23 protein-coding genes are annotated in these 23,719 nt (G+C 70.7%); 14 read left to right on the top strand and 9 right to left on the bottom strand.

Annotated elements, in window-relative coordinates; genetic code table 11:
• Positions 1-4: 4 nt before the first annotated feature.
• Complete coding sequence (locus ABH920_RS11360; RefSeq protein ID WP_370348864.1) at positions 5-973, bottom strand: threonine/serine dehydratase; 969 nt, start codon at positions 971-973, stop codon at positions 5-7.
• Positions 974-990: 17 nt separating this feature from the next.
• Positions 991-2,187 carry a serine hydrolase domain-containing protein gene (locus ABH920_RS11355; RefSeq protein WP_370348863.1) on the bottom strand — a complete coding sequence of 399 codons (1,197 nt, stop codon included), beginning with the start codon at positions 2,185-2,187 and terminating at the stop codon, positions 991-993.
• A gap of 19 nt (positions 2,188-2,206) precedes the next feature.
• Here ABH920_RS11355 and ABH920_RS11350 point away from each other — a divergent pair, with 19 nt between their 5' ends.
• The 3 genes from ABH920_RS11350 to miaB all read left to right on the top strand — a co-directional run bounded on the left by ABH920_RS11350 (position 2,207) and on the right by miaB (position 5,556).
• The gene (locus ABH920_RS11350; RefSeq protein WP_370348862.1) at positions 2,207-2,731 is read left to right on the top strand and encodes a GNAT family N-acetyltransferase; all 525 of its coding nucleotides are present in this window, start codon (positions 2,207-2,209) and stop codon (positions 2,729-2,731) included.
• Between the two features lie 135 nt (positions 2,732-2,866).
• Positions 2,867-3,928, top strand: coding sequence for a phospho-N-acetylmuramoyl-pentapeptide-transferase (gene mraY, locus ABH920_RS11345; RefSeq protein ID WP_370349033.1), 1,062 nt, complete (start codon positions 2,867-2,869; stop codon positions 3,926-3,928).
• Between the two features lie 56 nt (positions 3,929-3,984).
• The gene (miaB, locus tag ABH920_RS11340) at positions 3,985-5,556 is read left to right on the top strand and encodes a tRNA (N6-isopentenyl adenosine(37)-C2)-methylthiotransferase MiaB (RefSeq protein WP_370348861.1); all 1,572 of its coding nucleotides are present in this window, start codon (positions 3,985-3,987) and stop codon (positions 5,554-5,556) included.
• Positions 5,557-5,673: 117 nt separating this feature from the next.
• Here the strand turns inward: miaB and ABH920_RS11335 are convergent, their stop codons facing one another.
• Positions 5,674-8,301 (bottom strand): hypothetical protein, encoded by a 2,628-nt coding sequence (locus tag ABH920_RS11335; RefSeq protein WP_370348860.1) that lies wholly within the window; start codon positions 8,299-8,301, stop codon positions 5,674-5,676.
• Between the two features lie 81 nt (positions 8,302-8,382).
• On the bottom strand, positions 8,383-10,533 hold the full coding sequence (locus ABH920_RS11330; protein ID WP_370348859.1) for a serine/threonine-protein kinase: 2,151 nt from the start codon (positions 10,531-10,533) through the stop codon (positions 8,383-8,385).
• A 97-nt stretch (positions 10,534-10,630) separates the two neighbouring features.
• Between ABH920_RS11330 and ABH920_RS11325 the strand changes: the two genes are divergently transcribed.
• The gene (locus tag ABH920_RS11325; protein WP_370348858.1) at positions 10,631-11,332 is read left to right on the top strand and encodes a hypothetical protein; all 702 of its coding nucleotides are present in this window, start codon (positions 10,631-10,633) and stop codon (positions 11,330-11,332) included.
• A 112-nt stretch (positions 11,333-11,444) separates the two neighbouring features.
• Here the strand turns inward: ABH920_RS11325 and ABH920_RS11320 are convergent, their stop codons facing one another.
• Positions 11,445-11,960, bottom strand: coding sequence for an Rv0909 family putative TA system antitoxin (locus ABH920_RS11320; RefSeq protein ID WP_370348857.1), 516 nt, complete (start codon positions 11,958-11,960; stop codon positions 11,445-11,447).
• 170 nt (positions 11,961-12,130) lie between these two features.
• Here ABH920_RS11320 and miaA point away from each other — a divergent pair, with 170 nt between their 5' ends.
• The 4 genes from miaA to ABH920_RS11300 are packed head-to-tail and all read left to right on the top strand — an operon-like array spanning position 12,131 to position 15,967.
• A complete protein-coding gene (miaA, locus tag ABH920_RS11315; protein ID WP_370348856.1) occupies positions 12,131-13,045 on the top strand; it encodes a tRNA (adenosine(37)-N6)-dimethylallyltransferase MiaA in 915 nt (304 codons plus the stop codon).
• Positions 13,042-13,956, top strand: a complete 915-nt coding sequence (gene dapF / locus ABH920_RS11310; protein ID WP_370348855.1) for a diaminopimelate epimerase — start codon at positions 13,042-13,044, stop codon at positions 13,954-13,956. The genes miaA and dapF overlap by 4 nt, the downstream gene beginning before the upstream one ends.
• Positions 13,957-13,971: 15 nt before the next feature.
• Entirely contained in the window at positions 13,972-15,063 is a 1,092-nt protein-coding gene (locus ABH920_RS11305) for a ferrochelatase (protein ID WP_370348854.1), read from the top strand.
• Positions 15,064-15,115: 52 nt separating this feature from the next.
• Positions 15,116-15,967, top strand: coding sequence for an inositol monophosphatase family protein (locus ABH920_RS11300; RefSeq protein WP_370348853.1), 852 nt, complete (start codon positions 15,116-15,118; stop codon positions 15,965-15,967).
• A gap of 44 nt (positions 15,968-16,011) precedes the next feature.
• Here the strand turns inward: ABH920_RS11300 and ABH920_RS11295 are convergent, their stop codons facing one another.
• A complete protein-coding gene (locus ABH920_RS11295) occupies positions 16,012-16,194 on the bottom strand; it encodes a hypothetical protein (protein WP_194911830.1) in 183 nt (60 codons plus the stop codon).
• Between the two features lie 193 nt (positions 16,195-16,387).
• Here ABH920_RS11295 and ABH920_RS11290 point away from each other — a divergent pair, with 193 nt between their 5' ends.
• The 4 genes from ABH920_RS11290 (at position 16,388) to ABH920_RS11275 (ending at position 19,879) form a co-directional block, all read left to right on the top strand.
• Positions 16,388-17,044, top strand: coding sequence for a response regulator transcription factor (locus ABH920_RS11290; RefSeq protein WP_194911832.1), 657 nt, complete (start codon positions 16,388-16,390; stop codon positions 17,042-17,044).
• 29 nt (positions 17,045-17,073) lie between these two features.
• Entirely contained in the window at positions 17,074-18,324 is a 1,251-nt protein-coding gene (locus ABH920_RS11285; RefSeq protein ID WP_370348852.1) for a sensor histidine kinase, read from the top strand.
• A gap of 22 nt (positions 18,325-18,346) precedes the next feature.
• Positions 18,347-18,643 (top strand): MTH1187 family thiamine-binding protein, encoded by a 297-nt coding sequence (locus tag ABH920_RS11280; protein WP_194911836.1) that lies wholly within the window; start codon positions 18,347-18,349, stop codon positions 18,641-18,643.
• A 318-nt stretch (positions 18,644-18,961) separates the two neighbouring features.
• A complete protein-coding gene (locus ABH920_RS11275) occupies positions 18,962-19,879 on the top strand; it encodes a hypothetical protein (RefSeq protein WP_370348851.1) in 918 nt (305 codons plus the stop codon).
• Between the two features lie 28 nt (positions 19,880-19,907).
• Here ABH920_RS11275 and ABH920_RS11270 read toward each other — a convergent pair whose 3' ends face one another.
• A complete protein-coding gene (locus ABH920_RS11270; protein WP_370348850.1) occupies positions 19,908-20,417 on the bottom strand; it encodes a flavoprotein in 510 nt (169 codons plus the stop codon).
• Between the two features lie 119 nt (positions 20,418-20,536).
• Here ABH920_RS11270 and ABH920_RS11265 point away from each other — a divergent pair, with 119 nt between their 5' ends.
• Positions 20,537-21,742 carry a helix-turn-helix domain-containing protein gene (locus ABH920_RS11265; protein WP_370348849.1) on the top strand — a complete coding sequence of 402 codons (1,206 nt, stop codon included), beginning with the start codon at positions 20,537-20,539 and terminating at the stop codon, positions 21,740-21,742.
• Positions 21,743-21,819: 77 nt separating this feature from the next.
• Here the strand turns inward: ABH920_RS11265 and ABH920_RS11260 are convergent, their stop codons facing one another.
• Positions 21,820-22,338 carry a gamma carbonic anhydrase family protein gene (locus ABH920_RS11260; RefSeq protein WP_370348848.1) on the bottom strand — a complete coding sequence of 173 codons (519 nt, stop codon included), beginning with the start codon at positions 22,336-22,338 and terminating at the stop codon, positions 21,820-21,822.
• Between the two features lie 342 nt (positions 22,339-22,680).
• On the opposite strand from ABH920_RS11260, the gene ABH920_RS11255 reads away from it, so the two are divergent.
• Positions 22,681-22,974 carry a DUF4193 domain-containing protein gene (locus ABH920_RS11255; RefSeq protein ID WP_194911845.1) on the top strand — a complete coding sequence of 98 codons (294 nt, stop codon included), beginning with the start codon at positions 22,681-22,683 and terminating at the stop codon, positions 22,972-22,974.
• Between the two features lie 270 nt (positions 22,975-23,244).
• Here the strand turns inward: ABH920_RS11255 and ABH920_RS11250 are convergent, their stop codons facing one another.
• Positions 23,245-23,700: a DUF3093 domain-containing protein gene (locus ABH920_RS11250; RefSeq protein WP_370348847.1), complete on the bottom strand. Its 456-nt coding sequence runs from the start codon at positions 23,698-23,700 to the stop codon at positions 23,245-23,247.
• Between the last annotated feature and the right edge of the window lie 19 nt (positions 23,701-23,719).

Here is a 23,719-nt window from a genome sequence, read left to right as displayed (position 1 = left end):
GGGTTCAGTGAGACAGGTCGGACGGATCGGTGTTCGCGCCGCACAGCACGACAGCGATCCGTTCGCCCTCGCGCGGGGAGTACCGCCCGGACGCCAAGGCGGCCAGCGCGGCCGCGGCGCCGTGCTCCACCAGCACGCGGCGGTCCTCCCACAGGGCGGCGCGGGCTGCGATGATCTGCTCGTCGGTGACCAGGACCGAGGTGGCCAGGGGGTTGGTCGCCAGGCGGTGTGCGGTCTCGGAGACGCGGCGTGCGCCGAGGGAGTCGGCGGCTACGGACTGCACGTCGACGTCCGTCGGGCCGCCGGCTTCCAGTGCGGCGTTGAGGGCGCGGCAGTTCTCGGGTTCGACGGCAACCACGCGGACGCCGTGCGGGAACATCGCGGCGGCGGTGCCGGCGAACAGGCCGCCGCCTCCGACCGCGACCATGACGGTGTCGATGTCGGGGGCCTGGTCGCGGATCTCGGCGGCGCAGGTTCCGGCGCCGGCGGCGATCAGGGGGTTGTCGTAGGCGTGGGAGAGCAGGGCGCCGGTGGCTTCGGCGTGCTTGATGGAGGCCTCCAGCGCGTGCGCGTAGGCGGTGCCTTCGAGGCGTACGTCGGCGCCGAGTGCGCGGAGCTTGGCGACCTTCACGGCCGGCGCGGTCTCCGGGACGAAGACGGTGACCTTGATGCCGGCGGCGCGGCCGGCCCACGCGGCGGCGATCGCGGCGTTGCCGCCGGAGGCGATGGCGATGCCCTCGGGCGGCATGGTGCCGTTCTCGAGGTGGTGCAGGGCGAGGTTCAGGGCGCCGCGCGCTTTGAACGAGCCGCCGTGCTGCATGAACTCGCAGGCCAGCCACACCTCGGCGGTGTTGGTGCCGGCGCCGGGGACGACGTCGGCGTCGGCGCGCGTGACGGCGACGCGCCGCACTCGGGAGCTGATGCGGTCGGCGGCGGCTTTGACGTCGGTCTCGGTGATGACGGGAGTGCTCATCGGGCTCCTTGGAATCCTCAGGCGGCCGCTTGCGTGGCGAGGGCGTCGAACTCGGCTGTGGTGCCGTTGAAGATCGCGTCAGTGGTCTGCGACATGAAGATCGCGCAGAGGCCGAGGCGCGGGTGGTTGGCCCAGAACGTGCCCCAGCCGCCGTCCCAGCCGTAGCGGCCTCCGGCGGTGACGGACAGCCCCATGCCCCAGCCTTCGCCGTCGAGGGGGAAGGGGGCTTCGGCGACCTGCTCCGGGGTCAGCTGGTTGGTGGTCATCAGCGTGACCGATTCCTGAGACAGGACCTGGCGGCCCTCGTGCGAACCGTGGCGCAACAGCATGCGCGCGAAGGCGTAGTAATCGTCGGCCGTGCTGATCAGGCCAGCCGCGCCGGAGGGGAAGACGGCGGGAGCGGCCCAGGTCTGCCAGGGTTCGGCCGGCTGCCGCGTCGGCTTTCCGGCGGCGGAGTCGGTGAAGTACCAGCCGGGGAGCCTGCGCGCCTGGTCCTCGGGGACGCTGAAACCGGTGCGGGCCATGCCCAGCGGGTCGAAGATCAGTTCCCTGACGACGTCGTCGAGAGGTGCCTTGGCGGCGCGGGCGATCAGGACGCCCTGGACGAGCGAGCCGACGTTGTAGCGCCAGCGCGTGCCGGGCTGGTCCATCAGCGGGAGTTCGCCCAACAGCCGGATCCACTCGTCCGGCGTGTGCGGCGTCCGCGGCTCCGGCTGTGCCAGGACCAGGTCGCGCGCCTCGGCGGCCAGGTTGATCGGGTACGGCGGGTTGATGTCCGGCGGCCCGCCGTTCATGCCGAACCCGAGGCGGAAGGTCAGCAGGTCGCGGGCGGTGATCGGGCGCTCGGCCGGGACGGTCCGGTCCAGCGGGCCGTCCAGGTGCGTCAGGACCCTGCGGTCGGCGAGCTCGGGGAGCAGGCCGTCGACCGGGGCGTCGAGGTCCAGCGCGCCGGCCTCGGCCAGGGCCAGGACCGTGGCGGCGACGATCGGCTTGGTCATCGAGGTGATGCGGAACGGGGTGTCGCGGCGCATCGGGTCGCCGGAGCCGAGGCCGGTCTCGCCGAAGACGCCGACGTCGACCTGTTCGGAGCCGTCGTCGCCGACCCGGGCGACGAGCGTCACCACGCCGGGCAGCTCGGCGCGTCCGACGCGGGCCGCGATCGTCTGGTGGAGGGTGTGGAGTGCGTCCGGGTTCAGGTGGGGTGCCGGTGCCATACCGGCTATTGTCCATCCCATGACGATCGTCGTCCGCCGCGCCGACCTCTCCACCGAGGCCGAGGAGATCACCAAGCTGCTGGTGGACTACATGACCACGGCGCTGCGGGAGCTCCAGGAGACCTTCGGCGTCGAGGACTCGCCGACCGACGTCTCCGGCCTGCGCGACTCGCTGGAGGAGTACCGCGACCCGTCGAAAGCCCTGTTCGTGGCGCAGGACGCGGCCGGCGGGCTGGTCGGCGTGGCCGGGCTGCGCACGCTGGAGCCCGGCGTCGTCGAGGTGAAGCGGATGTACGTGGTGCCCGAGTGCCGCGGGATGCATGTCGGCTCGCGGCTGCTCGACCGCCTGCTCGAGGAGGCGCGGCAGATGCGGGCGCGCGTTGTGCGCCTCGACACGGTCCGCTTCATGGCGGACGCCCAGCGCCTGTACCGCTCGCGCGGGTTCGTGGAGCGGACACCGTACGTGGGGACGGAGATTCCGCCGCATCTCCAGCAGTACTGGATCTACTTCGAGCGAGACCAGGCGACTTCCTCAGCGTCGTGACGGCGTCAGCTTCGCGATGGCGTCGCGAAGGCTCATCGGCTAGTCAGACCCGTGCCACGGTAAGGCTTTCCCTCTGCGTACTATGACTCCGTCGTTCCCCCCGAACGCGCACCCCGTTGGAGGACCCACCCCGTGATGCGATCGGTGCTCTACGCCATGTCCATCGCGCTGATATGTTCGCTTTTGGGCACCCCGGTCGCGATCAGGTTCTTCAAAAAGCGCGGCTACGGCCAGGAAGTCCGCGAGGACGGCCCGAAGACGCATCTGGTCAAGCGGGGCACGCCGACCATGGGCGGCACGGTGATCGTGCTCTCCGTGCTGATCGGGTACTTCCTCACCAAGGCGATCATCGGCAAGGCGCCGACGCCCTCGGCGCTGCTGGTGCTGCTGCTGATGACCGGGATGGGGGCCGTCGGGTTCCTCGACGACTTCATCAAGATCAACCGGAGCCGGTCGCTGGGGCTGCGGGCCAAGGCGAAGCTGGTCGGCCAGTGCTCGGTGACCATCGCCTTCGCCGTGCTGGCGCTGCGGTTCCGCAACTCCCTGGGGATCACCCCGGCCAGCGACCACGTGTCCGTCCTGCACGACGTCAGCTGGCTGGGCCTGGGCCCGATCCTGTTCGTCGGATGGTGCTACGTCATGACCGCCGGCTGGGCCAACGCCGTCAACATCACCGACGGCCAGGACGGCCTCGCCGCCGGCGCCTCGGTGCTGGCGTTCGGCGCCTACACGGTGATCGGCATCTGGCAGTATGGCCAGCCCTGCGGCCTGGCCCCGCACGGCGGCTGCTACCAGGTCCGCGACCCCCTGGACCTGGCGGTCGTGGGCGCCGCGCTGGTCGGCGCGTGCTTCGGCTTCCTGTGGTGGAACGCCACCCCGGCCAAGATCTTCATGGGCGACACCGGCTCCCTGGCGCTCGGCGGCGCCTTCGCCGGCCTGGCCATCTGCTCCCGCACCGAACTGCTCGCCGTGGTCATCGGCGGCCTGTTCGTGACCGAGCTGATGTCGGTGGTGATCCAGGTCGGGTCGTACAAGCTGCGGCACGGCAAACGGGTCTTCAAGATCGCGCCGATCCACCACCACTTCGAGATGCTGGGCTGGAACGAGGTCAACGTGACCATCCGGTTCTGGATCATCGCCGGCCTGTTCGCCGCCGGGGGACTGGCCGTCTTCTACGGCGGCTTCGCGGCCAAGTAGCCGCGGGTGGCCGGGGACGGCCTGCCCACGCGGCCGCAGCGCCTATCCTGGTAGGCATGCCCGACACCGCGACCGACAAGACATACATCGTCCGCACCTACGGCTGCCAGATGAACGTCCACGACTCCGAGCGCCTGTCCGGCCTGCTCGAAGGCGCCGGCTATGTGCGCGCCGAGGACGGCGCCGCCGAGGCGGACGTGGTGGTGCTCAACACCTGCGCGGTGCGGGAGAACGCCGACAACCGGCTCTACGGGAACCTGGGGCACCTGGCCTCGGTGAAGGCGGCCCGGCCGGGGATGCGGATCGCGGTCGGGGGGTGCCTGGCGCAGAAGGACCGCGGGGAGATCACGCGGCGCGCGCCGTGGGTGGACGTGGTGTTCGGGACGCACAACATCGGGTCGTTGCCGGTGTTGCTGGAGCGCGCCCGGGTACAGGACGAGGCCCAGGTGGAGATCCTGGAGTCGCTGGACGTGTTCCCCTCCACGCTGCCGACGCGGCGGGAGTCGGCGTACGCGGCGTGGGTCAGCGTGTCCGTCGGGTGCAACAACACCTGCACCTTCTGCATCGTGCCCGCGTTGCGCGGCAAGGAGAAGGACCGGCGGCCCGGGGAGATCCTGTCCGAGATCGAGGCGCTGGTCGCCGAGGGCGTGTGCGAGGTGACGCTGCTGGGGCAGAACGTCAACGCGTACGGGTCGGAATTCGGCGGAGCCGCCAATGGACACAGCGGGGACCGGGAGGCGTTCGCGCAGCTGCTGCGCGCGTGCGGGCAGATCGAGGGCCTGGAGCGGGTGCGCTTCACCTCGCCGCATCCGCGGGACTTCACCGACGACGTGATCGCGGCGATGGCCGAGACGCCGAACGTCATGCCGCAGCTGCACATGCCGCTGCAGTCCGGCTCGGACACGGTGCTGCGCGCGATGCGGCGCTCCTACCGGCAGGACCGCTACCTGGGCATCATCGAGCGGGTGCGGGCGGCGATGCCGGACGCGGCGATCACCACCGACATCATCGTCGGCTTCCCCGGGGAGACCGAGGAGGACTTCGAGGAGACGATGCACGTGGTGCGCGAGGCGCGGTTCTCGGCCGCGTTCACGTTCCAGTACTCCAAGCGGCCCGGGACGCCCGCGGCCACGATGGAGGGGCAGGTGCCCAAGGAGGTCGTGCAGGCGCGGTACGAGCGGTTGGTCGCGCTGCAGGAGGAGATCTCCTGGGAGGAGAACAAGAAGCAGGTCGGGCGGACCGTCGAGCTGCTGGTCGCCGAGGGCGAGGGGCGTAAGAACGGGGAGACGCGGCGGATGTCGGGGCGGGCTCCGGACAACCGGTTGGTGCACTTTGCTGTGGGCGACACGGCTGCCGTTGACTTGCCGCGTCCCGGCGACATGGTGTCGGTGGAGATCACGTATGCCGCGCCGCACCATCTGAACGCCGACGGGCCCGAGGGCGGCAGCGCCATCAAGGTTCTGCGACGGACGCGGTCCGGTGACGCGTGGCAGGCTCGGCAGGAGCAGCCGGAGGCGGAGCGGCGGACGGCGGCTGTGGCGCTGGGGATGCCTTCGATCGGGAAGCCGGCGGTTTCGGCGTCGGCGGCGGCGTCGGCCGGGGCGGAGGACGCTTGCGGCGTCTGCTGATCGGCGAGTGTTGTTGCGGTTGACTGATTGCGGCCGACTGATTGCGGTTGACTGATTGAGGCCAACTGATTGAGGCCCCTGCGAAGGTGATTCGCAGGGGCCTCATGGCGTTCGGTGCTACTGGTTCCCGGACCAGTTCAACGGACCGGCGCTGTCCACGGCCTTCTTCGCGGCGGCGTCCAGCCACGGCGTGATCTCCGTGGACTGCGAGTGGTTCACGGCCAGCGCCACCGACAGGATGATGTAGCGGTGCTGCTGCTCGCGGTACTGCTTGATGGTCGCCGACTGGTAGTCGCCCTGGCAGGCGCTGGAACCGGGGCCGCTCTCCGGGCACCAGATGCCGAAGTCGGCGGCGGACTGCTGCGCGAGGTCGTTGTAGACGGTGGTCGCGGTGTGCTGGTCGGGCAGCGGCAGGACCTTGACCGAGATCAGGTACTGGCCGCTGTCGTCGACGTAGGCGGCCGCGATCTCCTTGCTGCAGCTGTTGGAGGTCAGGATGTCCTGCATGTTGTTGGACATGTCGGTCTGCACGCAGGGCTGCACGCTGCCGGCCTTGAGCGAGTAGTGCACGCCCTTGTCGTCGGTGAAGTCCTGCGGCACGAGCGAGTTCACGTCCAGCGGCGTCTTGTCCGTCTGGAACGCGTTGAGCACCGTAGGGTCGAACGGCGTCGAGGTCAGCTCCGGCGGCGAGTCGCTGGTGCTGGCCGTGTCGGTGTCGGTGGCGTCGCTGGAGGTGTCACTGGCGGTGTCGGTCGGCGCGGAGTCGTCGGAACCGGACGTCGACCCGGTGGGGAAGTTGGTCCCAGGCACCGACGTCGGCCCGCTGGTCGCCCCGGACGTCGAGGAGTTCGCGGCGTTGTTGATGGTGTCGGACGACCCGTTGTTGCCCCGCGTGACCACCACGACCAGCGACACCACCGCCGCCACCGCGACGACGGCCGCGACGATGATCGCGGCGGTCTTCCCGCCGTTGCCCTTGCCCGCCGGCGCCCCCTGCTGCGGGAAGTAGGGCTGCTGCCCCGGCGGGTACGGCGGCTGGCCGGGGCCGGGACCCCACGGGCCCGGCGGCACCGGCTGCGGGCCGGGGGCGCCTTGCTGCCAGGGGCCTTGCTGGGGCTGGAACTGCGGGGCCGGGCCGCCTTGCGGCATCGGCTGGGGCTGGGGCTGCGGGGCCTGCAACCACGGGTTCGGCGCGCCGGGCGGCGGGACCGCGTCGGCGGCCTGGGTCGGGGGCACGGCCGGGGCCATGGGCGCGCCGGGCGGGATGGGCTGCTGGGGCGGTCCCGGCAGCGGGACGGCGTCGGCAACCTGGGTCGGGGCGACGAACGGATTCGGCGACGACTCGGCGGCCGGGATCGGCAGCGCCTTGGTCGCGGAGTCGTCCGGGGAGGGGATCTCCTCGGTCGAGTCGGTGGGGATCGCGTCGGCGGCGGACTCGAGGTCGAGGGTGGGGACCTGGCGGGTCGCGGTGGAGTCGGTGTCGGACGCCAGGGCTTCGGCTGCTGCGGCGGCGGCGATCAGGGGAACCTGGCGGGTCGCCGTTTCGTCGGCAGGGGATTCCAGGTTGCTGGTCTCGGCCTCGGCTGTCGGGATCGCATCGGCACCGACCAGGGGAACCTGCCGGGTCGCCGTTTCGTCGGTGTCGGCGGCGGATTCCAGGCTGGCCGTGTCGGTCTCGGTCGCCGGAATCTCGTCCGAGGGCGATTCGAGGCTGGCGGTTTCGGCCTCAGCTGCTGGGACCTCGTCGGCGGCGCCAGGAGCTTCGGCATCGGCGGCGAGGGGGTCCAGGCTGGTGGTCTCGGCCTCGGGCGCCGGGACCTCGCCGGGCGATTCGATCTCTGACACGTGCGTCGCGTCAGCATCGTCATCATCAGCTTCGACCGCGACTTCGCTCTCGCTGGTCTCGGCAAGCAGCTCGGCTGCCGACATCGTTTGTGTCGGTACCTCGTCGTCATCAGCTTCGACCGCGACTTCGCTCTCGCCGGTCTCGGCAAGCAGCTCGGCCGCCGACATGGTCTGCGTCGGCACCTCGCTCGCTTCGGCATCAGCAGCCGCGGCGCTCGCCGCCTGCGCCTCGTGCAGCGTGTCGGCGCCGTGCGCGCTCGTCAGCGGCGCGCCAAGGCGGGACAGCTCCGCGAACGTCCTGTCCAGTGTGCTCGCGCGGTCGCCTTCGGGCTGCGTCAGGCCGGTGATCAGGGTTGTGAGCTGCGGTTGGCGGGGGGTGCCGGTGGTGCCTTCGGAGGCCGGGCGGCCTTCGGCGGCCAGGAACAGGGCGGCGCCGAGGGTGGGGAGGTCGTTCTCCGTCGTCTCGATCGGGAGGAGGAGGACCTGGCCTTCGTCGGTCAGGAGGATGTGGTCCGGGGTGGCCGAGATGCGGGGGCCGTTCGCGGCCAGCGCGGTTGTCGCTCCGGCCGCGATGAGGAGTACCTGCTCGGCGGGGAGGGCGCCCCACTGCGCCACCGCTTCGGTCAGGGTGCGGGCCGCTACCGGCTTCGTCACCAGCCAGGCGCCGGCGTCGCCGGTCGCGGTGGCGGTGACCGGCGGGGTGCCGGGGCGGTTGCGCCAGCGGTCGGTGTCCAGGGGGCCGGGGGCGTCGTCGGCGCCTGCGTCCTCCCCCGGGGGTGTGATCGGTACCAGCAGTACTTCGCTGCCGTCGCCGGTCTCGTCGTGCGCTCGCCACGCCGGTCCCAGCGGCTCGCCGGTCCGGTACCGTCCGGCGACCAGATCCCCACGCTGCACGGACAAGGCCCCGCCCTCCCTCGTCATCAGGTCCCTGCTGTCTCGAGTTGTTGCACCGCTTGTTACGCCCGCGGCTGGCACCGCGGCTTACTGCACCGCGACCTGCGGGCCGCCCTGCTTCGCCGCGCTGGTGGCGGCCGGCTTCAGCCACGACTGCGCCGACGCGTCCGTGGTGAGGTTGATGTAGAGCGACACCGCGTGGACCAGATACCGGTGGTCGGGCTGGATGTAGCCGTACTGCTGCGCGCTGCCGGTGTTCTTGCCGGATCCGCACACGTCCGCGCCGGGGCCGGACTTGGGGCACCAGATACCCCAGTCCTCGACGGTGAACGCGTTCTTGTTCTGCATGGTCTGGAACGCGGTCTTCGCGGTCTGCGCGTCCGGCAGCGGCAGGACCGCCATGTCCACCAGGATCCGGCCGGTGCTGTCGGTGTACGTGCCGATCGCTTGGTTCTGGCACTGGTACTGCGTCAGCAGCGCCTTCAACTGGGCACTCTCATAAGAGTTGACGCACTTGTCGGTCCAGCGGTTCGTCGCGGTGTACACCACGCCCTTGTCGTCCGTGAACGACACCGGCAGCAGCGCGTCCGGGATGAAGGCCGTCTGGTCCGTGGACGCCGTGTCCCAGGTCGTCGGGTCCGTGGAACTCGACGTGCTCGACGCGCTCGGGCTCGACGAGCCGGGCGTGCTCGAGCCCTGCGTCGAGTTCGGTCCGTTCGTCGGTACCGAACCCGAGGACGAGCCGGACGGCGAGTTGGGCGCCGCCGACTGGTTCGTGACCTGTCCGACCGGCGTGTTCGCGTTCTGATTGTTGTTTCCGCCGCCCCCGCCGGACAGGGCGATCGCCGCGACGACGCCGCCGACGAGCACCAGCGCGCCGACGCCGAGGCCGACGTTGCGCCCGGTGTTGTTCTTCGGCGCGGGCATCGGCGCGGTCTGGTAGCCGGAGCCCGGGCCCATCGGGCCGGTGGGGCCACCCGGCCCGAAAGGCATGTTCTGCGGCGGATAAGGAGTCTGCGAACCCCCGGTGAACCCCGAACCGACACCCGGCCCCGAATTCGGCCCGACCCCGCCGGGCATCCCGAACCCCGGCGCGCCCGGTATGCCTCCGCTGTTCGGGCCCAGAGGACCGACCGCGTCGGCGGCCATCGTCGGCGGCGCCGTGGAGACCATCCCGGGTATCGGCGTCCCCGCGCCGGGAGTACCGGTTCCCGGAGCACCGAACCCAGGGGTACCGAACCCAGGGGTACCGAACCCAGGCGTCCCCGACCCCGGCGTGCCGCTGTCCCCGTTCGTCCCCGCGACCATCGTCGCCGGCACCACGAACGGATTCGTCGGATTCGTCGCCCCGGGTATCCCCTCCAGCAGCGTCCCCGACCCCGGCGTCGCCCCGCTCAGCCGTTCCAACTCCGGCCGCGCCCGCGCCGCGTTCCAGCGCGCTGCGGGGTCCTTCGTGAGCAGCCCGCTGATCAGCGGTGCCAGCGCGGGTACCCGCGTCACCGGCGCCGTCTCCTCGAACAGGATCGCGGTCAGCACGCCGACCGCCGTGTCCCGGGTGAACGGCGAGCGGCCCTCGGCGGCGAAGTACAGGGTCGCGCCCAGCGAGAACAGGTCGGACGCGCCGTTGCTGGACTCGCCCCGGGCGCGCTCGGGCGCCACGAACTCCGGCGAGCCGACCAGGACGCCGGAGGCCGTCATCGTATGGTCGGACTCCTGGACCGCGATGCCGAAGTCGGTGAGCAGCACCCGGCCGTCCGTGGTGAGCAGGACGTTCGCCGGCTTCACATCGCGGTGCAGGATCCCGGCCGCGTGGCTGGCGGTCAGCGCGTCCAGCACGCCCAGGCCGATCTTGGCGACCTGCTCCTGGGGCAGCGGGCCGTACTGCTCGACGGCCTGCATCAGGTTCTGCGAGGGGATCAGGTCCATGACGATCCACGGCATGCCCTGGTCGGACACCATGTCGTGGACGGAGACGATGTGCGGGTGGTTGCGCATGCGCGCGGCGTTGCGGGCCTCGCGCTGGGCGCGGGCCAGCCGGTCGGCGCGCTCGGCGTCCGAGAGCATCGGCGGCAGCCAGACCTCCTTGACGGCCACCTCGCAGTCCAGCGACTCGTCGTAGGCCTTCCAGACCCGCCCCATGCCGCCCGCGCCGAGCCGTTCGAGAAGCCGGTACCGCCCGGCGACCAGGATCCCCTCCGCGCCGTGGCTGTCTTCTGCGTTCTCTTGATCCCCAGCCACCGCTGGCCCCTCCGTAATCCGACTTTACGCAGACCAGTGTGGCAGCACCGGCCGGTAGCCGCGACCACGTGCCCCACCTGTGTCCTACCCTGGACGGGTGTTGATCGCCGCCGCTGTCGTGCCGCACCCCCCGGTCCTCGTGCCCGAGGTCGCGCAGGGTTTTTCCCCCGACCTCGACTCGCTGCGCGCCGCCTGCGGCACCGCGGTCGGCCGCCTGTACGCGGCCGGAGCCGAGGAAGTGCTGATTGTAGGCGCCGGACCCCAGCAGGGTACCGAGGTCGTCTCGCGGGGGAGCTTCAGGGCCTACGGCGTCGATCTGGAGGTCGACGGCCGGTGGGATCCGGTCACGCGGAGCGCCGCGCCGATGACGCTGCCGTTCCTGATCGCCGCCTGGCTTCTGCGCGACCGGCCGGCCGAGCCGGTTCGGCGGCCGGTGATGGTGGACGAGCGCAGTGGGACGGTGACGGCGACGGCCCTCGCGAACAGCGCGACACGTCAGGCGATGTTGGTCCTCGGCGACGGAAGCGCCTCCCGAACCCTGCAGGCCCCCGGCCACTTCGACGAGCGCGCCGAATCCTATGACGCGGCGGTCGCGCGGGCCCTGGCCACCGGCGACGCCGCGGCGCTGGCTGGGCTCGAACCGGGGCTGTCGCGGGAACTGCACGTCGCGGGGCTCCCGGCGTGGTGGGTCCTGGCCGCCGCGGCGACCGCATCAGGAGTCGAATACGACGCCGACCTGCTCTACGACCAGGCCCCTTATGGCGTCGGCTACTTCGTCGCCACCTGGCTCGCGCGCTGACTCCGCCTTTCCTTGCCACACGGCAACGGCCGCGGCCACCATCGCTGGCGGCCGCGGCCGTGTTCCATCCCCCTCCGACGGCGCCCGCCGCTGAACCGGCGCCGCAGGCATGTCAGCCCAGCCGGTCCTTCGCCTGCTGGACTCCGGAGTCGATCTTCTCGTCGAAACGGTTCCCGGTGGCGCCCTTGGTCATCTCGCCGGCCTTGTCGGCGCCCTGGGCGACGTTGTCCTTGATGCTCTGGGTCATCCCGCCGCCGGAGGAGCCCTGGGCCGGGGCCCCGTCGTCGCCGACGCCGGGCGCGGCCTCGCCGGCGGCTGCCACCGGCGCGCCTTCGGACACCATGTCGGCCGCCTCGCCCTCGACGCCGCCAGGGGCGTTCATCGGGGCCTGAGCTGCCTGAGCTGCCTGAGCAGGCTGAGCCGTCTCGGCCGGCTGCGCCATGTCGGCCGGGGCCTGGGCGGCGGGCCCGTCGGCCTCGTCACCCTTCTTCTTGTCCATCATGTCGGAGACCTTGTCCTTGGCCTGACCGGCCACGTCCCCGGCCTTGTCCCAGGCCTGCCCCGCCACGTCGCCGGCCTTGTCCGCGGCTTCGCTCACCTTGCTCTTGAAAACATCGAAGATGCCCATGTCGCCTGCGTTTCCTTCCGTGGAGGGGGAACCTTCCCCCAAGTGGATCACGGCGGCAGTCACCTGTCGAGCCGAGTCCGTCACGGTCTGTGACAGTGCTCGGTCGCCTGGTCCGCGGGTCCGGGGCGGGATGGGAGAATCGGTCGGGTGAGCGCAGCTTGGTTGCCGGCATGAACACGGCCACAGTCCCGGTGATCGCGGTGGTCGGCCCGACCGCCTCCGGCAAGTCCGACCTCGGCGTCGCGCTGGCCGAGGCGCTGCACGGCGAGGTGGTCAACGCCGACTCGATGCAGCTGTACCAGGGCATGGACGTGGGCACCGCGAAGCTGACGGACGCCGAGCGCCACGGCGTGCCGCACCATCTGCTCGACGTCTGGCCGGTGACCCGCACCGCGAACGTCGCCGAGTACCAGACCCTGGCGCGCGTCGAGGCGGACCGGCTGATCGCCCGGGACCGGCCGCCGGTCTTCGTCGGCGGCTCCGGGCTGTACCTGCGCGGCGCCCTGGACGAGTTCGAGTTCCCCGGCACCGACGGCCTGATCCGCGAGCGCCTGGAGGCCGAACTCGCCGAGGTCGGCTCGTTCGTGCTGCACCAGCGGCTGAAGGAGCGGGACCCGCAGGCCGCCGAGACGATCCTGCCGTCGAACGGCCGGCGCGTCGTGCGCGCGCTGGAGGTGATCGAGCTGACCGGCGGCCGGTTCACCGCGACGCTGCCCGAGCACACCGACCACTACCCCGGCACCGTGCACCTCGGCCTGGACGTCGACCGGCCCGCGCTGGACGAGCGCATCGCGCTGCGCGTGGACCGCATGTGGGACGCCGGGTTCGTGCAGGAGGTGCGGGACCTGGAGCCGCGGGGGCTGCGCGACGGCCTCACCGCGAGCCGAGCCCTCGGCTATGCCCAGGTCCTGCGTTTCCTCTCGGGAGAGTGCACAGAGGAACAGGCCAAGGAGGAGACCGTGCGCGCCACCAAGCGGTTCGCGCGGCGGCAGGACTCCTGGTTCCGCCGGGACCCGCGCGTGCACTGGCTGCGATACGACCGTTCCGACCTGGTGGAGGCTGCGCTCGATAGGATCGGAGCATGATCCTCGACGGCCTGCCGGCCTCCACCCCGCTGACCAAGGGGCACGGCACCGAGAACGACTTCGTCATCGTCCCGGACCCGGACGGCGCTCTGTCGGAACAGCTCACGTCCGCGCGGGTCGCGGCGCTGTGCGACCGGCGGGCCGGGATCGGCGCGGACGGCGTGCTGCACGTGGTCCGCACTGCCAATACGCCGGGCTATGAAGACCAGGCGGCGGAGGCGGAGTTCTTCATGGACTACCGCAACTCCGACGGCAGCGTGGCCGAGATGTGCGGCAACGGAGTCCGCGTCTTCGCGCTGTACCTCACTGCGTACGGCTACGTAAAGGGCGGCGTTTTAGGGGAGCCGGTGGAGTTCGCCGTAGCGACGCGCGGCGGGATCAAGCGGGTGACGCTCAAGGCAACCGGTGAGAACACCGCAGACGTCACCGTCGATATGGGTGTCCCTGTGTTCCCCACAGAGCGCGGAGCTGTGACGGTCGACGTAAAGGGAACGCCTAAGGCGGCCGTGGACGTGGACATGGGGAATCCGCACGCTGTGGTCTTCGTGGGTTCTACCGCGGATGCCGGCCCTCTATACGAGATGCCCACAGTGCTCCCTACGGGGATCTACACAGAGGGCGTCAATGTGGAGTTCGCCGCAGACGTCTCTCCGCACCACCTCGCTATGCGCGTCTACGAACGCGGCGTCGGCGAGACCCGCTCCTGCGGCACCGGAGCCTGCGCGGTGATGATCGCCGCCGCGCGCCGCGACGGCGCGCAGGCCGGGACCGAGTACACCGTGGACGTCCCCGGCGGCCGGCTGCGCTTCGTCGAGCGCGCCGACGGCCACCTGGAGATGACCGGCCCCGCGGCGCTGGTCTACGACATCGCACCCCCCGACATCATGCCCATTGACCGAGCGAACCGGTGACGGAGTCCCGCTGACATGTCGAACACCGCTCCGTACGACGCTCTGCTCCTGCTGTCCTTCGGCGGTCCCGAAGGACCGGAGGACGTGGTGCCCTTCCTGGAGAACGTGACCCGCGGCCGCGGCATCCCGCCGGAGCGGCTGAAGGAGGTCGGGGCCCACTACTTCGAGTTCGGCGGCGTGAGCCCGATCAACCAGCAGTGCCGCGACCTGATCGCCGCGCTGCGCCAGGACTTCGCCGAGACCGGACTGAAGCTGCCGATCTACTGGGGCAACCGGAACTGGACGCCGTTCCTCGCCGACACCCTGGCCGAGATGGAGGCCGACGGCGTGCGGCGCGCGCTCGTGGTGTTCACCAGCGCGTACTCCTCCTACTCCGGGTGCCGGCAGTACCGCGAGGATCTGGCGCGCGCGCTGGAGCAGTCCGGCACCTCGATCCAGTTCGACAAGATCCGGCCGTACTTCAACGACCCCGGGTTCGTGGAGCCGATGGCGGACGCCGTCGGGGCGGCGGTCGCCGGACTCCCGGAGAGCGCGCGCCTGGCGCCGCGTCTGGTGTTCGTCACGCACTCCCTGCCGCGCACGTACGCCGAGACCTCCGGTCCCATCGGCGGCGCGTACGTCTCCCAGCACCTGGAAGTGGCGCGCCTCGTGGCCGAGGGCGTCTCTCGCCGCACCGGCCTGGTGCTGCCGCACGAACTCGTCTTCTGCTCGCGCAGCGGCCCGCCGCAGACGCCGTGGCTGGAGCCGGACGTCAACGACCACCTGCGCGACATCAACGCGCAGGGTGCCACCGGCGCGGTGCTCGCCCCGATCGGCTTCGTGTCCGACCACATGGAGGTCATCTACGACCTCGACACGCAGGCCGCCGAGACCGCGCAGGAGATCGGGCTGCCGATGGCGCGCGCCGCCACGGTCGGCACCGATCCGCGCTTCGTGGCCGCGCTGCGGCGCCTGGTGCTGGAGCGGGCGGCGGTGGCGCGCGGGGACAGCGAGGGCGACTCGCTGTCGAACGTGGTCGGCCGGCTGCGGGCGTTCCCGGACGTGTGTCCCCTCAACTGCTGCCCGAATCCGCGCGCGCCGCTCCCGGCGGTGGCGGGGGAGGACTGAGTACTCCCTCGCTGCGCACCACGCACCGAACCCAGGAAGGCCCTGCCCACTCATGTCCGAGAACGCCGATTCCCCCAATCCCAAGGACCTGCTGGAACTGGCGGTGCGGCTGGCCGCCGAGGCGGGACGCCTCCTGGTCCAGGAGCGTCCGCGCGACCTCGGTGTGGCCGACACCAAGTCCAGCCCCACCGACATCGTCACCGTCATGGATCAGCGTTCGGAGAAGCTGATCGTGGAGGGCATCCTCGCCGAGCGCCCCGACGACGGCATCCTCGGCGAGGAGGGCTCGGACCGCGAGGGCACCTCCGGGGTGCGCTGGGTGATCGATCCCATCGACGGCACTGTGAACTACCTCTATGAGATCCCTCTGTGGGGCATCTCCATCGGCGTGGAAGTCGACGGCGAGACGGTCGCCGGTGTGGTCGAGATCCCGATGCTGCGCGAGACCTTCACCGCCTTGCGCGGGCATGGCGCCTACCGCAACGGTCAGGCGATCCGTGCGTTCAGTGCACAGTCGGAGGGGAAGCCGGTCCCGATGGACCGCGCGCTGATCGCGACGGGCTTCGGGTACGCGGCCCAGCGGCGTGCGGTGCAGGGCGCGATCGTCGCCGACCTTCTGCCGAAGGTGCGGGACATCCGGCGCGGCGGTTCCGCGGCGCTCGACCTGTGCTCGGTGGCGTGCGGGCGCGTGGACGGCTACTTCGAGCGCGGCGCGAAGCCGTGGGACCTGTCGGCCGGCTCGCTGATCGCGCAGGAGGCCGGCGCGAAGGTCGGGGGACTACACGGAGCGGCCGCCTCCGACGAGATGACGGTGGCGGCCGCTGACGGGCTGTTTGAGGCTTTGTGCGCGTTTCTCGAGGGCCATCGTATTGACGATGGAGGGGATACCGTGCGGGACTCCTGAGGGGTTGAGGGAGTGAGTCCCCGCCTTCCTGCCGGGGTATCCGGTCAGGCGGCGCGGGGGAGGTCGTCGCGGACCTCCACGTGGTGGTTCGCGGCGATCCGGAGCAGGTTGTCCAACTCGGCCTGTTCCACCTGGACCGCGTACGCGTCCTCGGCGATCATCGCACCTTGCAGGCGGGACTTCGTCTCGCGGATACGCTGGGTCAGGCCGGTGACGAATTCGAGCATGGTCTCTCTCCTGCGGGGGTGACGCTAGGGGGCTTCGTGCCTTCTGCCCGGCATCTTTGCCACGGAAACTTTGGATCACCTGAGAAAACCCTGTGATCATGAGACGTTTCTCACTTACTCGGTGTTTACGCGATGACCAGGCATGATGACCTCAGGACCGAAGATTGCTTGCCGTACTTAGGGAGAGCGCGCTGTGCGGGTGCTGGTCGTTGAGGACGAGCAGGTGCTGGCCGACGCCGTGGCCACCGGGCTGCGCCGGGATTCCATGGCCGTGGACGTCGTCTACGACGGCGACGCGGCGCTGGAACGCATAGCCGTCAACGACTACGACGTGGTCGTGCTGGACCGCGATCTGCCGCTGGTGCACGGCGACGACGTCTGCCGGCACATCGTGCACAGCGGTTTGTCGACCAGGGTCTTGATGCTGACGGCGGCCGGCGACGTCGCGGACCGGGTCGAGGGGCTGACCCTCGGCGCCGACGACTACCTCTCCAAACCCTTTGCGTTTCCGGAGCTGATCGCGCGCATCCGCGCTCTGGGCCGCCGCGCGGTCCCGGCGCTGCCGCCGGTGTTGGAGCGCGCGGGGATCCGCGTGGACCCGAGCCGGCGAGAGGTGTTGCGCGACGGGCGGTTGGTGCCGCTGTCTCCTAAGGAGTTCGCGGTACTGGAGGTGCTCATGCGTGCCGATGGTGCGGCTGTGAGTTCTGAGCAGTTGCTGGAGAAGGCGTGGGACGAGAACGCCGATCCGTTCACGAACGTGGTGCGCGTCACGGTGATGACCCTGCGGCGCAAGCTCGGTGAGCCGCCGGTGGTGTTGACGGTCCCGGGCGCCGGATACCGGATTCCGTGATGCAGGACGTTCAAGGTATTCAAGGCCTGATGGCGGGCGACTCGGGAGCGGTCGACAGCACCTACGGCGGCGAGGCCGGGCCGGCGCCGGTGCCCCCGCGCCCCGGGCGGCGCGGCCTGACGATACGGCTGCGGATGACCATCGCGTACGGCGCGGCGGTCTTCCTCACCGGAGCGGTGCTGATCATCACGGCCTACTTTCTGTTCCGGTGGCGGTTGACCCACCCCAACAAGGACCTTGCCCCTCCGCCCGGCTGTCCGGTGCTCAAGCCCAAGGAATACCCGGGACAGGCGGCCTATTGCGATTCGGTGAAGAACAAGCAGATCCTCAGCCAGATCGACAAGCCGTTGATCATCGTGCTGCTGATCTCCGCGGTGGTGGCGGTTCTGATCGGCTACTTCCTGGCCGGCCGGTTCCTGCGTCCGATCAACCAGATCACGCGCACCGCGCGCCGGGTCGCCAGCCGTCCGGACCGCGCGCTGCACGCCCGCATCGACATGGAGGGCCCGCAGGACGACGAGCTCGTCACCCTGGCGCAGACGTTCGACGGCATGCTGGACCGGCTGGACCACGCCTTCGAGGGCCAGCGGCGGTTCGTCGGCAACGCCTCGCACGAGCTGCGCACGCCGCTGGCGATCAACCGCACGCTGCTCGAGGTCACGCTGATGGACCCGGACGCCTCCGAGCAGACCCGGCAGCTGTGCCACACGCTGCTGGCCACCAACGAGCGCAGCGAGCGCATGATCGAGGGCCTGCTGCTGCTGGCGAGGGCGGACAACGAGCCGACCAACCGGGAGGACATCGACCTCGCGGAGGTGGCGTACCGGTCGGTGACGCAGTGCGAGATGGAGGCGGCCGAGCGGCACGTCGCGATCCGCACGTCGCTGCAGCCGGCGGCGGTCTCCGGCGACGGGATCCTGATCGAGCGGATCGCGATGAACCTGATCCAGAACGCGCTGCGCCACAACATCGGCGCCGGCGGCTGGGTGGACGTGCTCACCTACGACCGCTCGAACGACGTCCCGGGCCACGGCCTGCTGGTGGTCGCGAACACCGGCCCGGAGGTGCCGCCGTACGCGGTGGAGACGCTGTTCGAGCCGTTCAAGCGCGGCTCGCAGCCGTCGGGCGCGTCCGCGGCGCGCGACCCGAAGGACAAGGGCGTCGGACTGGGACTGTCGATAGTGCGCTCCGTGGTGCGGGCGCACGGCGGCCGGGTCGCCGCCGAGCCGCGTCCGGGCGGCGGGCTCATCGTGCGGGTGTGGCTGCCGGTGCGGGTGTGACCGCCCGCCCTAAGATCGAAGCATGATTATCGCGTTCTCAGTGACCCCGATCGGTGTCGGCGAAGGTGTCAGCGAGTATGTCGCCGACGCGGTGCGGGTGGTGCGCGAGAGCGGCCTGCCCAACTCCACCGATGCGATGTTCACGAGCATCGAGGGGGAGTGGGACGAAGTGATGGCGGTGGTGAAGGCCGCCGTGGACGCGGTGGCCGCGAAGGCGCCTCGGGTGAGTGTGGTGTTGAAGGCGGACATCCGCGCCGGGGTCACCGACGGGCTGACGGCGAAGGTGGCCGCGGTCGAGGCGAAGCTGGCCGAGGGCTGATTCGCCGGGGATGCGCCGAGGCACGCCGGTGATGCGCCGGAGTCCCGGCGGTGCGCCGGGGATGTGCCGGTGCCCGGAAGTGCGCCAGGTATGTGCCGGCGATGCGACGTGCTGGCGGCGAGCCGGAGACGCGCTGGGGTTGTGTCGCTTGTGCGCCGGAGATGCGCCGGTGACGCGCCGGCGCTCGGTCCCGGATCCGGCGGAATACTCCGATCCAGTGGTTTTTGAGCGTGGCGGCCCCGGTCCCGCCTCGCGAACGGGTGAGTAAGCGCTGTGGCATTTTCCCGATATGTCGGCTTCGGCGGGAAGATCGGCAGTGTGCTGAATCACCTTCACCCCATCCCGCGCCGGGTCCGGCGGGCCGTCGTCGCCGTGGTGGCCGCGGCCCTGGCGTTCGTCGGCATCGCGGGTCCCGCCGACGCGCACGTGCGGCTTTCCCACCAGGTCGACATCACGGCCGTGGAGCCGCTGACGTACGACGTCGACACGCACGGCGTCCTGGCCGCCGGCGTCGTCCACCTCCGGTTCGAGAACCGCGGCGCCGATCTGCACCAGGCGCAGCTGTTCCGGCTCAACGACGGTGTCACGTTCGCGCAGTGGCAGGCGGACATCCACGGCCCCAACGCGAACGCGGCGCTGTTCGCGGACGGGGTGCCGACCGGAGGCGCGAATCCCGTCGTCCCGCCGCACGGCCGGCAGGACGTGTGGGACGTCCTGCGGGGCGGCACCTACGTCGTGACCTGCTTCGTGCCCGGCCCCGGCGGCGTGCCGCACATCTTCCTGGGCATGTACAAGTCCTTCGACGTCCAGGGCACGGTGCCGGAGTGGGCCGCGGCCGACGACCGGGAGGCCGCGCAGTCGTCCTTCGTGATCCGGGGCCACGACCTCACCTACACGATGCCGCCGTACCTGGTGCGCGGCACCGTGGTCCGGTTCGAGGACACCGACGCCGCCGACGACCACGAGGTCAACCTGGGCAAGCTGCTGCCGGGCAAGACGGTCGACGACGCCAAGGCGTGGTTCGTCGCCTCCTCCGCCACACCGCCGGTGAACCCGGGTCCGCCGCCGTTCACCTTCGAGGGCGGGCACGGAGCCGTCGCGCCGGGCCACGGCGGCTGGTTCAAGGTCCAGGCCGACCCGGGGCGCTACATCGCCTTCTGTCTGGTGCCGGACGACCAGACCGGGCTGCCGCACGCGGCCATGGGGATGGTCGTCGGAGTGACGGTTCTCGGTTGATCTCTCGGTTGATCTCTTAGCGGTTTCCTCACTCCGTGAGGAGTTCCGCCATAGCGTTGCGCAGTTGCCCCCAAGGGAACTGCGCAACGCCCTCGTCCGGCTGGATGAAGCGGACGCCGCTCTCGAAGAGCAGCTGCGCGTGGCCGTCGAAGGCCGGGTGCTTCTGCAGCTCGTCCTTGGCCCACACGGTTGCCGCGATCGGCACGCCCGCGCCCAGGTTCTCGTTGAGGATTCCGAGGACCAGGGTGTCGGAGATCCCCAGGGCCCACTTGTTCAGGGTGTTGAACGTCGCCGGCGCGACCATGATCGCGTCCGGGGACGGCAGCACGTCCGGTTCCCCCGGCTGGCGCTGCTCCACCCGGACCGGATAGCCGGTCGCGATCGAGACCGCCGCGGGATCCAGGAAGCGTTCTCCGGCCGGCGTGCACAGCACGCACACGGTCCAGCCGTCGGCCTGCAGGCCCGGTACCGCCTCGGGGTGGGACAACAGCTCGGCCGCGGGCGGCGCGCCGCAGGCGACGAGGTAGAGCACTGGCACAGGGAACCTCCCGGCTCGTCGGGGACATTCTGTCGTCCGTACGCGAACGCCACGGCGCCGGGGCGGACGATGGACCCGCATTCGGGATGTTCCTCATTGACCGCATTGTGAGGCCTGGCATGGTGACCTACGAGCAGGAACCCGACGGCGGGCGGATCCGCCGGCTGCGCAAGCGTGCCAGCCTGACGCAGTCCGAGTTCGGACAGCTCATGGGTCGCTCCCAGGGCTGGGTGTCGGGGATCGAGAACGGCGACCTGGAGCTCGATTCGGTGACCCTGATCGTACGCGCCGCGAGTGTCCTGAAGGTCTATCCCAACGAAATCACCGGACGCCCCTACGACCCCGGCACCCCCGCCGAGGACCGCGGGCACCGCGCGATCCCCGCCATCCGGCGCGTGGTCTCCCGGCACGACCTCCCGCCGGACTGGCCGGTGGAGCCGCGGTCGCGCCGGGAGTTGGAGGCCGCGGTGGAGCACCTGGCGGTGCTGCGCATGGCGGCGCGCTACGCCGATCTCGGAGAGGCCGCGCCGAACCTCATCCGGGAGATCCACGCCGCGGCTTACGTGGCCCCGGCGGGCGAGGAGTCGGAGCGATTACACGGCCTCCTCGCGCGCGCCTACAAGGAAGCCGACACCGTCGCCCACGAACTGGGCTACGACGACCTCTCCACGCTCACCACAGAGCGTTTCCGCGCCGCCGCGGACCGCGCCGGGGACCCGTGCCTGACAGCGGTCTTCGACTACCTCCGGGTGCGCGACCTGTGGGCCGCCGACCTGTGGCCCGACGCGCTGGACCTGATCGACGGCGCGATCGGCTTCGTCGGCGAACCGCGCCGGAAGGAGCAGGCGTCGGTGTGGGGCTCGCTCCAACTCCGCGCGGCGATCACCGCGGCGCTGTCGTCCAAGGAGGACGAGGCGTGGCAGCGGATCCGCCTGGCCGACGAGACCGCGCACCGCCTCGGCGAGGGGTACGACCCGTACAAGCTCGCCTTCTGCCCGGCCAACGTCGAACTGCACAAGCTCGCCGTGGCCGTGGAGATCCGGGACGGGGCGCGCGCCGTCGCGCTGGCGTCCCAGACCAGGATGCCGGCGAACTTCCCGGCCTCCCGCCGCGGCCGCTTCCACCTGGACGCCGCCCGCGGCTGGATCTACTACGGCGGCTACGACCAGGCGCTGGACGAGATCGAGCGGGCCGAGCGCATCGCCCCGCTGCTGGTGCGGAACAACCCGGTCGCCAAAGCCGCCGTGCGCTCGCTGCTGAGCCACGAGCGGCGCAGCCAGCGGGAGCGGCTGCGGCGCATGGCGGGGCGGATGCACATCTCTTGAAGCGGCCTCAGGGGCGCGTCCAGGGAGAAGGCGCGCAGCGGGTTCGCTCTATGAGCGCGGGATGACCGTCCGCCCCGTCAGTCGATGCGCCGCAGTTCTTCCCGGTACCGCTTGCCGTTGGCCACGTAGCGGGCGACCGCGTCGTCGAAGCTGCCCGGCGGCACCGCGTTCTCGCGGATCTTCGCCGGGACGCCGAGGGCCATCGCGCCGGAGGGGACTTCCACGTTGTTGCTCACGACAGCGTTCGCCCCCACCAGAGCTCCCGTACGCACCACGGCTTGGTGCAGCACCACGGAACCCGATCCGATCAGACAGCCGTCCTCCACCACGCACCCCTCCAAATGTGCGATGTGACCAACGACACAGTCCGATCCGATCACTGTGGGCAAGGTCTCAGTGGCGTGCACGACTGTGCCGTCCTGAATCGACGTACGGTCGCCCACGGTGATCCGTCCGTAGTCGCCCCGCAGTACCGCACCAGGCCATACTGTGCTGCCGGCACCGACGCTGACCTGGCCGATGACGGTCGCGTCCGGGTGGATGTAGGCCTCGGGGTGGATTTCCGGCACTGCGTCGCCGATTGCGTAGACGGCCATGGTTCGTCATCCTTCCTGGGTGTGGCTGCTGTGATGTCCGGAACGAAACGGGACGAGATGGGACGTATGGGGTGGCGGATCAACCCTCCGGATCACCTGTTCGGGTCTGTTCCGGGGTGTCGATTGCGTAACGGGTCTTGAAGTACGGCACAATCTGCGCTTCAGCGGGCACAATTGCGCTCCTTTCCGCGTTACTGCGCTGACGGCGAAACGCCGACGGCGCCCGAGCGCAGACGGTAGCGCACCGCTTGTGCCGGCCGCGTCGGGGCGCCACCGCCGTCGCCGCACTGAACACAGCACAAACACGACGACGAAACAGCCGTCAGGGGAGAGGGATCAAGAATGGCTACCGACTACGACACACCGCGCAAGACCGACGACGACCTCAACGAGGACAGCCTGGAGGAGTTGAAGGCCCGCCGCACCGACAAGGCTGCGGGCCTGGCCGACCTGGACGAGGGCGACAACGAGTCGCTCGAACTCCCCGGCGCCGACCTGTCCAACGAGGAACTGTCGGTGCGTGTGCTGCCACGGCAGGCGGACGAGTTCACGTGCACCAGTTGTTTCCTGGTGCACCACCGCAGCCAGCTGGCGCGCGAAAAGGGCAACGAGATGATCTGCAAGGACTGCGCCTGACCGCGTCGTCGCGAGGTAGTCTCTGCGCCCCTGGGCCCCGCGTTCGCGGGGCCTTTACCTTTGTGGCGCCTATATGGGCTCTGAGAGGGCTCTACGGGCTCTGCGGAGCCCGTAGCGGACGGTCTGGAGGCTCCATCGGGGGAGAGGGCCTCGCCCAGGATCTGTGCCCGACCCGGCGCGGGTCAAGGAATGCCGCCGGAAGTTGCTGCGAACGGGCGAGTAACGCGGGGGTGGTGTGCGCGGGCTGGTGCGCAGGCTGGTGCGCGGACCTCAGCGTGCGGAGAGCACTTTCACGAGCTTGTCCGGCCGCCGCGTCGACAGGTACAGGTACGGCGTCGGGTCCTCGGGGTCTGTGACGTCCACCTTTACGGCGGTGCTCACATAGCCGCGCAACAACATGAACGCGCGCGCGTCGGCCTCCGTGGTGCGCAGCCGTCGGGCCGCCTCGGCGTCCAGGGCGGTGGCTGCCCCGAGCGCCGTGAGAGGCAGACGTGCCGGGCCGGCTTCCAGGAACCCGTCGTGGACGCGCACTCCGACGCGTCCGTAGGCGACGACCAGTGCACCGCACAGGGCCGCCGTGACGATCGCCGCGACGAGGGCCGCAGCCGGGTTCACACGGAGAAAGACGAGCCCGCCCATGATGCCGGCCATCGCGGTGACCGCCCACCAGCCGGCGGGCGCGGTGAGGCGTTCCTCGTAAGTGCTGGCCTTGGCCTTGTCTGCCATGCCGACAATCTCCCACATC

It is taken from the genome of Catenulispora sp. EB89 (assembly GCF_041261445.1).
Classification (GTDB): domain Bacteria; phylum Actinomycetota; class Actinomycetes; order Streptomycetales; family Catenulisporaceae; genus Catenulispora.
This window is presented reverse-complemented; position numbering and strand designations above follow the sequence as displayed.

What these genes read in the sequence shown, in the direction of transcription:
- ABH920_RS11280 (WP_194911836.1), top strand. Translation starts at nt 18,347, where the DNA reads ATGATTATCGCGTTCTCAGTGACCCCGATCGGTGTCGGCGAAGGTGTC.
- ABH920_RS11285 (WP_370348852.1), top strand. Translation starts at nt 17,074, where the DNA reads ATGGCGGGCGACTCGGGAGCGGTCGACAGCACCTACGGCGGCGAGGCC.
- ABH920_RS11255 (WP_194911845.1), top strand. Translation starts at nt 22,681, where the DNA reads ATGGCTACCGACTACGACACACCGCGCAAGACCGACGACGACCTCAAC.
- ABH920_RS11360 (WP_370348864.1), bottom strand. Translation starts at nt 973, where the DNA reads ATGAGCACTCCCGTCATCACCGAGACCGACGTCAAAGCCGCCGCCGAC.
- ABH920_RS11295 (WP_194911830.1), bottom strand. Translation starts at nt 16,194, where the DNA reads ATGCTCGAATTCGTCACCGGCCTGACCCAGCGTATCCGCGAGACGAAG.
- dapF (WP_370348855.1), top strand. Translation starts at nt 13,042, where the DNA reads ATGATCCTCGACGGCCTGCCGGCCTCCACCCCGCTGACCAAGGGGCAC.
- ABH920_RS11260 (WP_370348848.1), bottom strand. Translation starts at nt 22,338, where the DNA reads ATGGCCGTCTACGCAATCGGCGACGCAGTGCCGGAAATCCACCCCGAG.
- ABH920_RS11320 (WP_370348857.1), bottom strand. Translation starts at nt 11,960, where the DNA reads ATGGGCATCTTCGATGTTTTCAAGAGCAAGGTGAGCGAAGCCGCGGAC.
- ABH920_RS11355 (WP_370348863.1), bottom strand. Translation starts at nt 2,187, where the DNA reads ATGGCACCGGCACCCCACCTGAACCCGGACGCACTCCACACCCTCCAC.
- ABH920_RS11305 (WP_370348854.1), top strand. Translation starts at nt 13,972, where the DNA reads ATGTCGAACACCGCTCCGTACGACGCTCTGCTCCTGCTGTCCTTCGGC.
- miaA (WP_370348856.1), top strand. Translation starts at nt 12,131, where the DNA reads ATGAACACGGCCACAGTCCCGGTGATCGCGGTGGTCGGCCCGACCGCC.
- mraY (WP_370349033.1), top strand. Translation starts at nt 2,867, where the DNA reads ATGCGATCGGTGCTCTACGCCATGTCCATCGCGCTGATATGTTCGCTT.
- ABH920_RS11265 (WP_370348849.1), top strand. Translation starts at nt 20,537, where the DNA reads ATGGTGACCTACGAGCAGGAACCCGACGGCGGGCGGATCCGCCGGCTG.
- miaB (WP_370348861.1), top strand. Translation starts at nt 3,985, where the DNA reads ATGCCCGACACCGCGACCGACAAGACATACATCGTCCGCACCTACGGC.
- ABH920_RS11300 (WP_370348853.1), top strand. Translation starts at nt 15,116, where the DNA reads ATGTCCGAGAACGCCGATTCCCCCAATCCCAAGGACCTGCTGGAACTG.
- ABH920_RS11250 (WP_370348847.1), bottom strand. Translation starts at nt 23,700, where the DNA reads ATGGCAGACAAGGCCAAGGCCAGCACTTACGAGGAACGCCTCACCGCG.
- ABH920_RS11350 (WP_370348862.1), top strand. Translation starts at nt 2,207, where the DNA reads ATGACGATCGTCGTCCGCCGCGCCGACCTCTCCACCGAGGCCGAGGAG.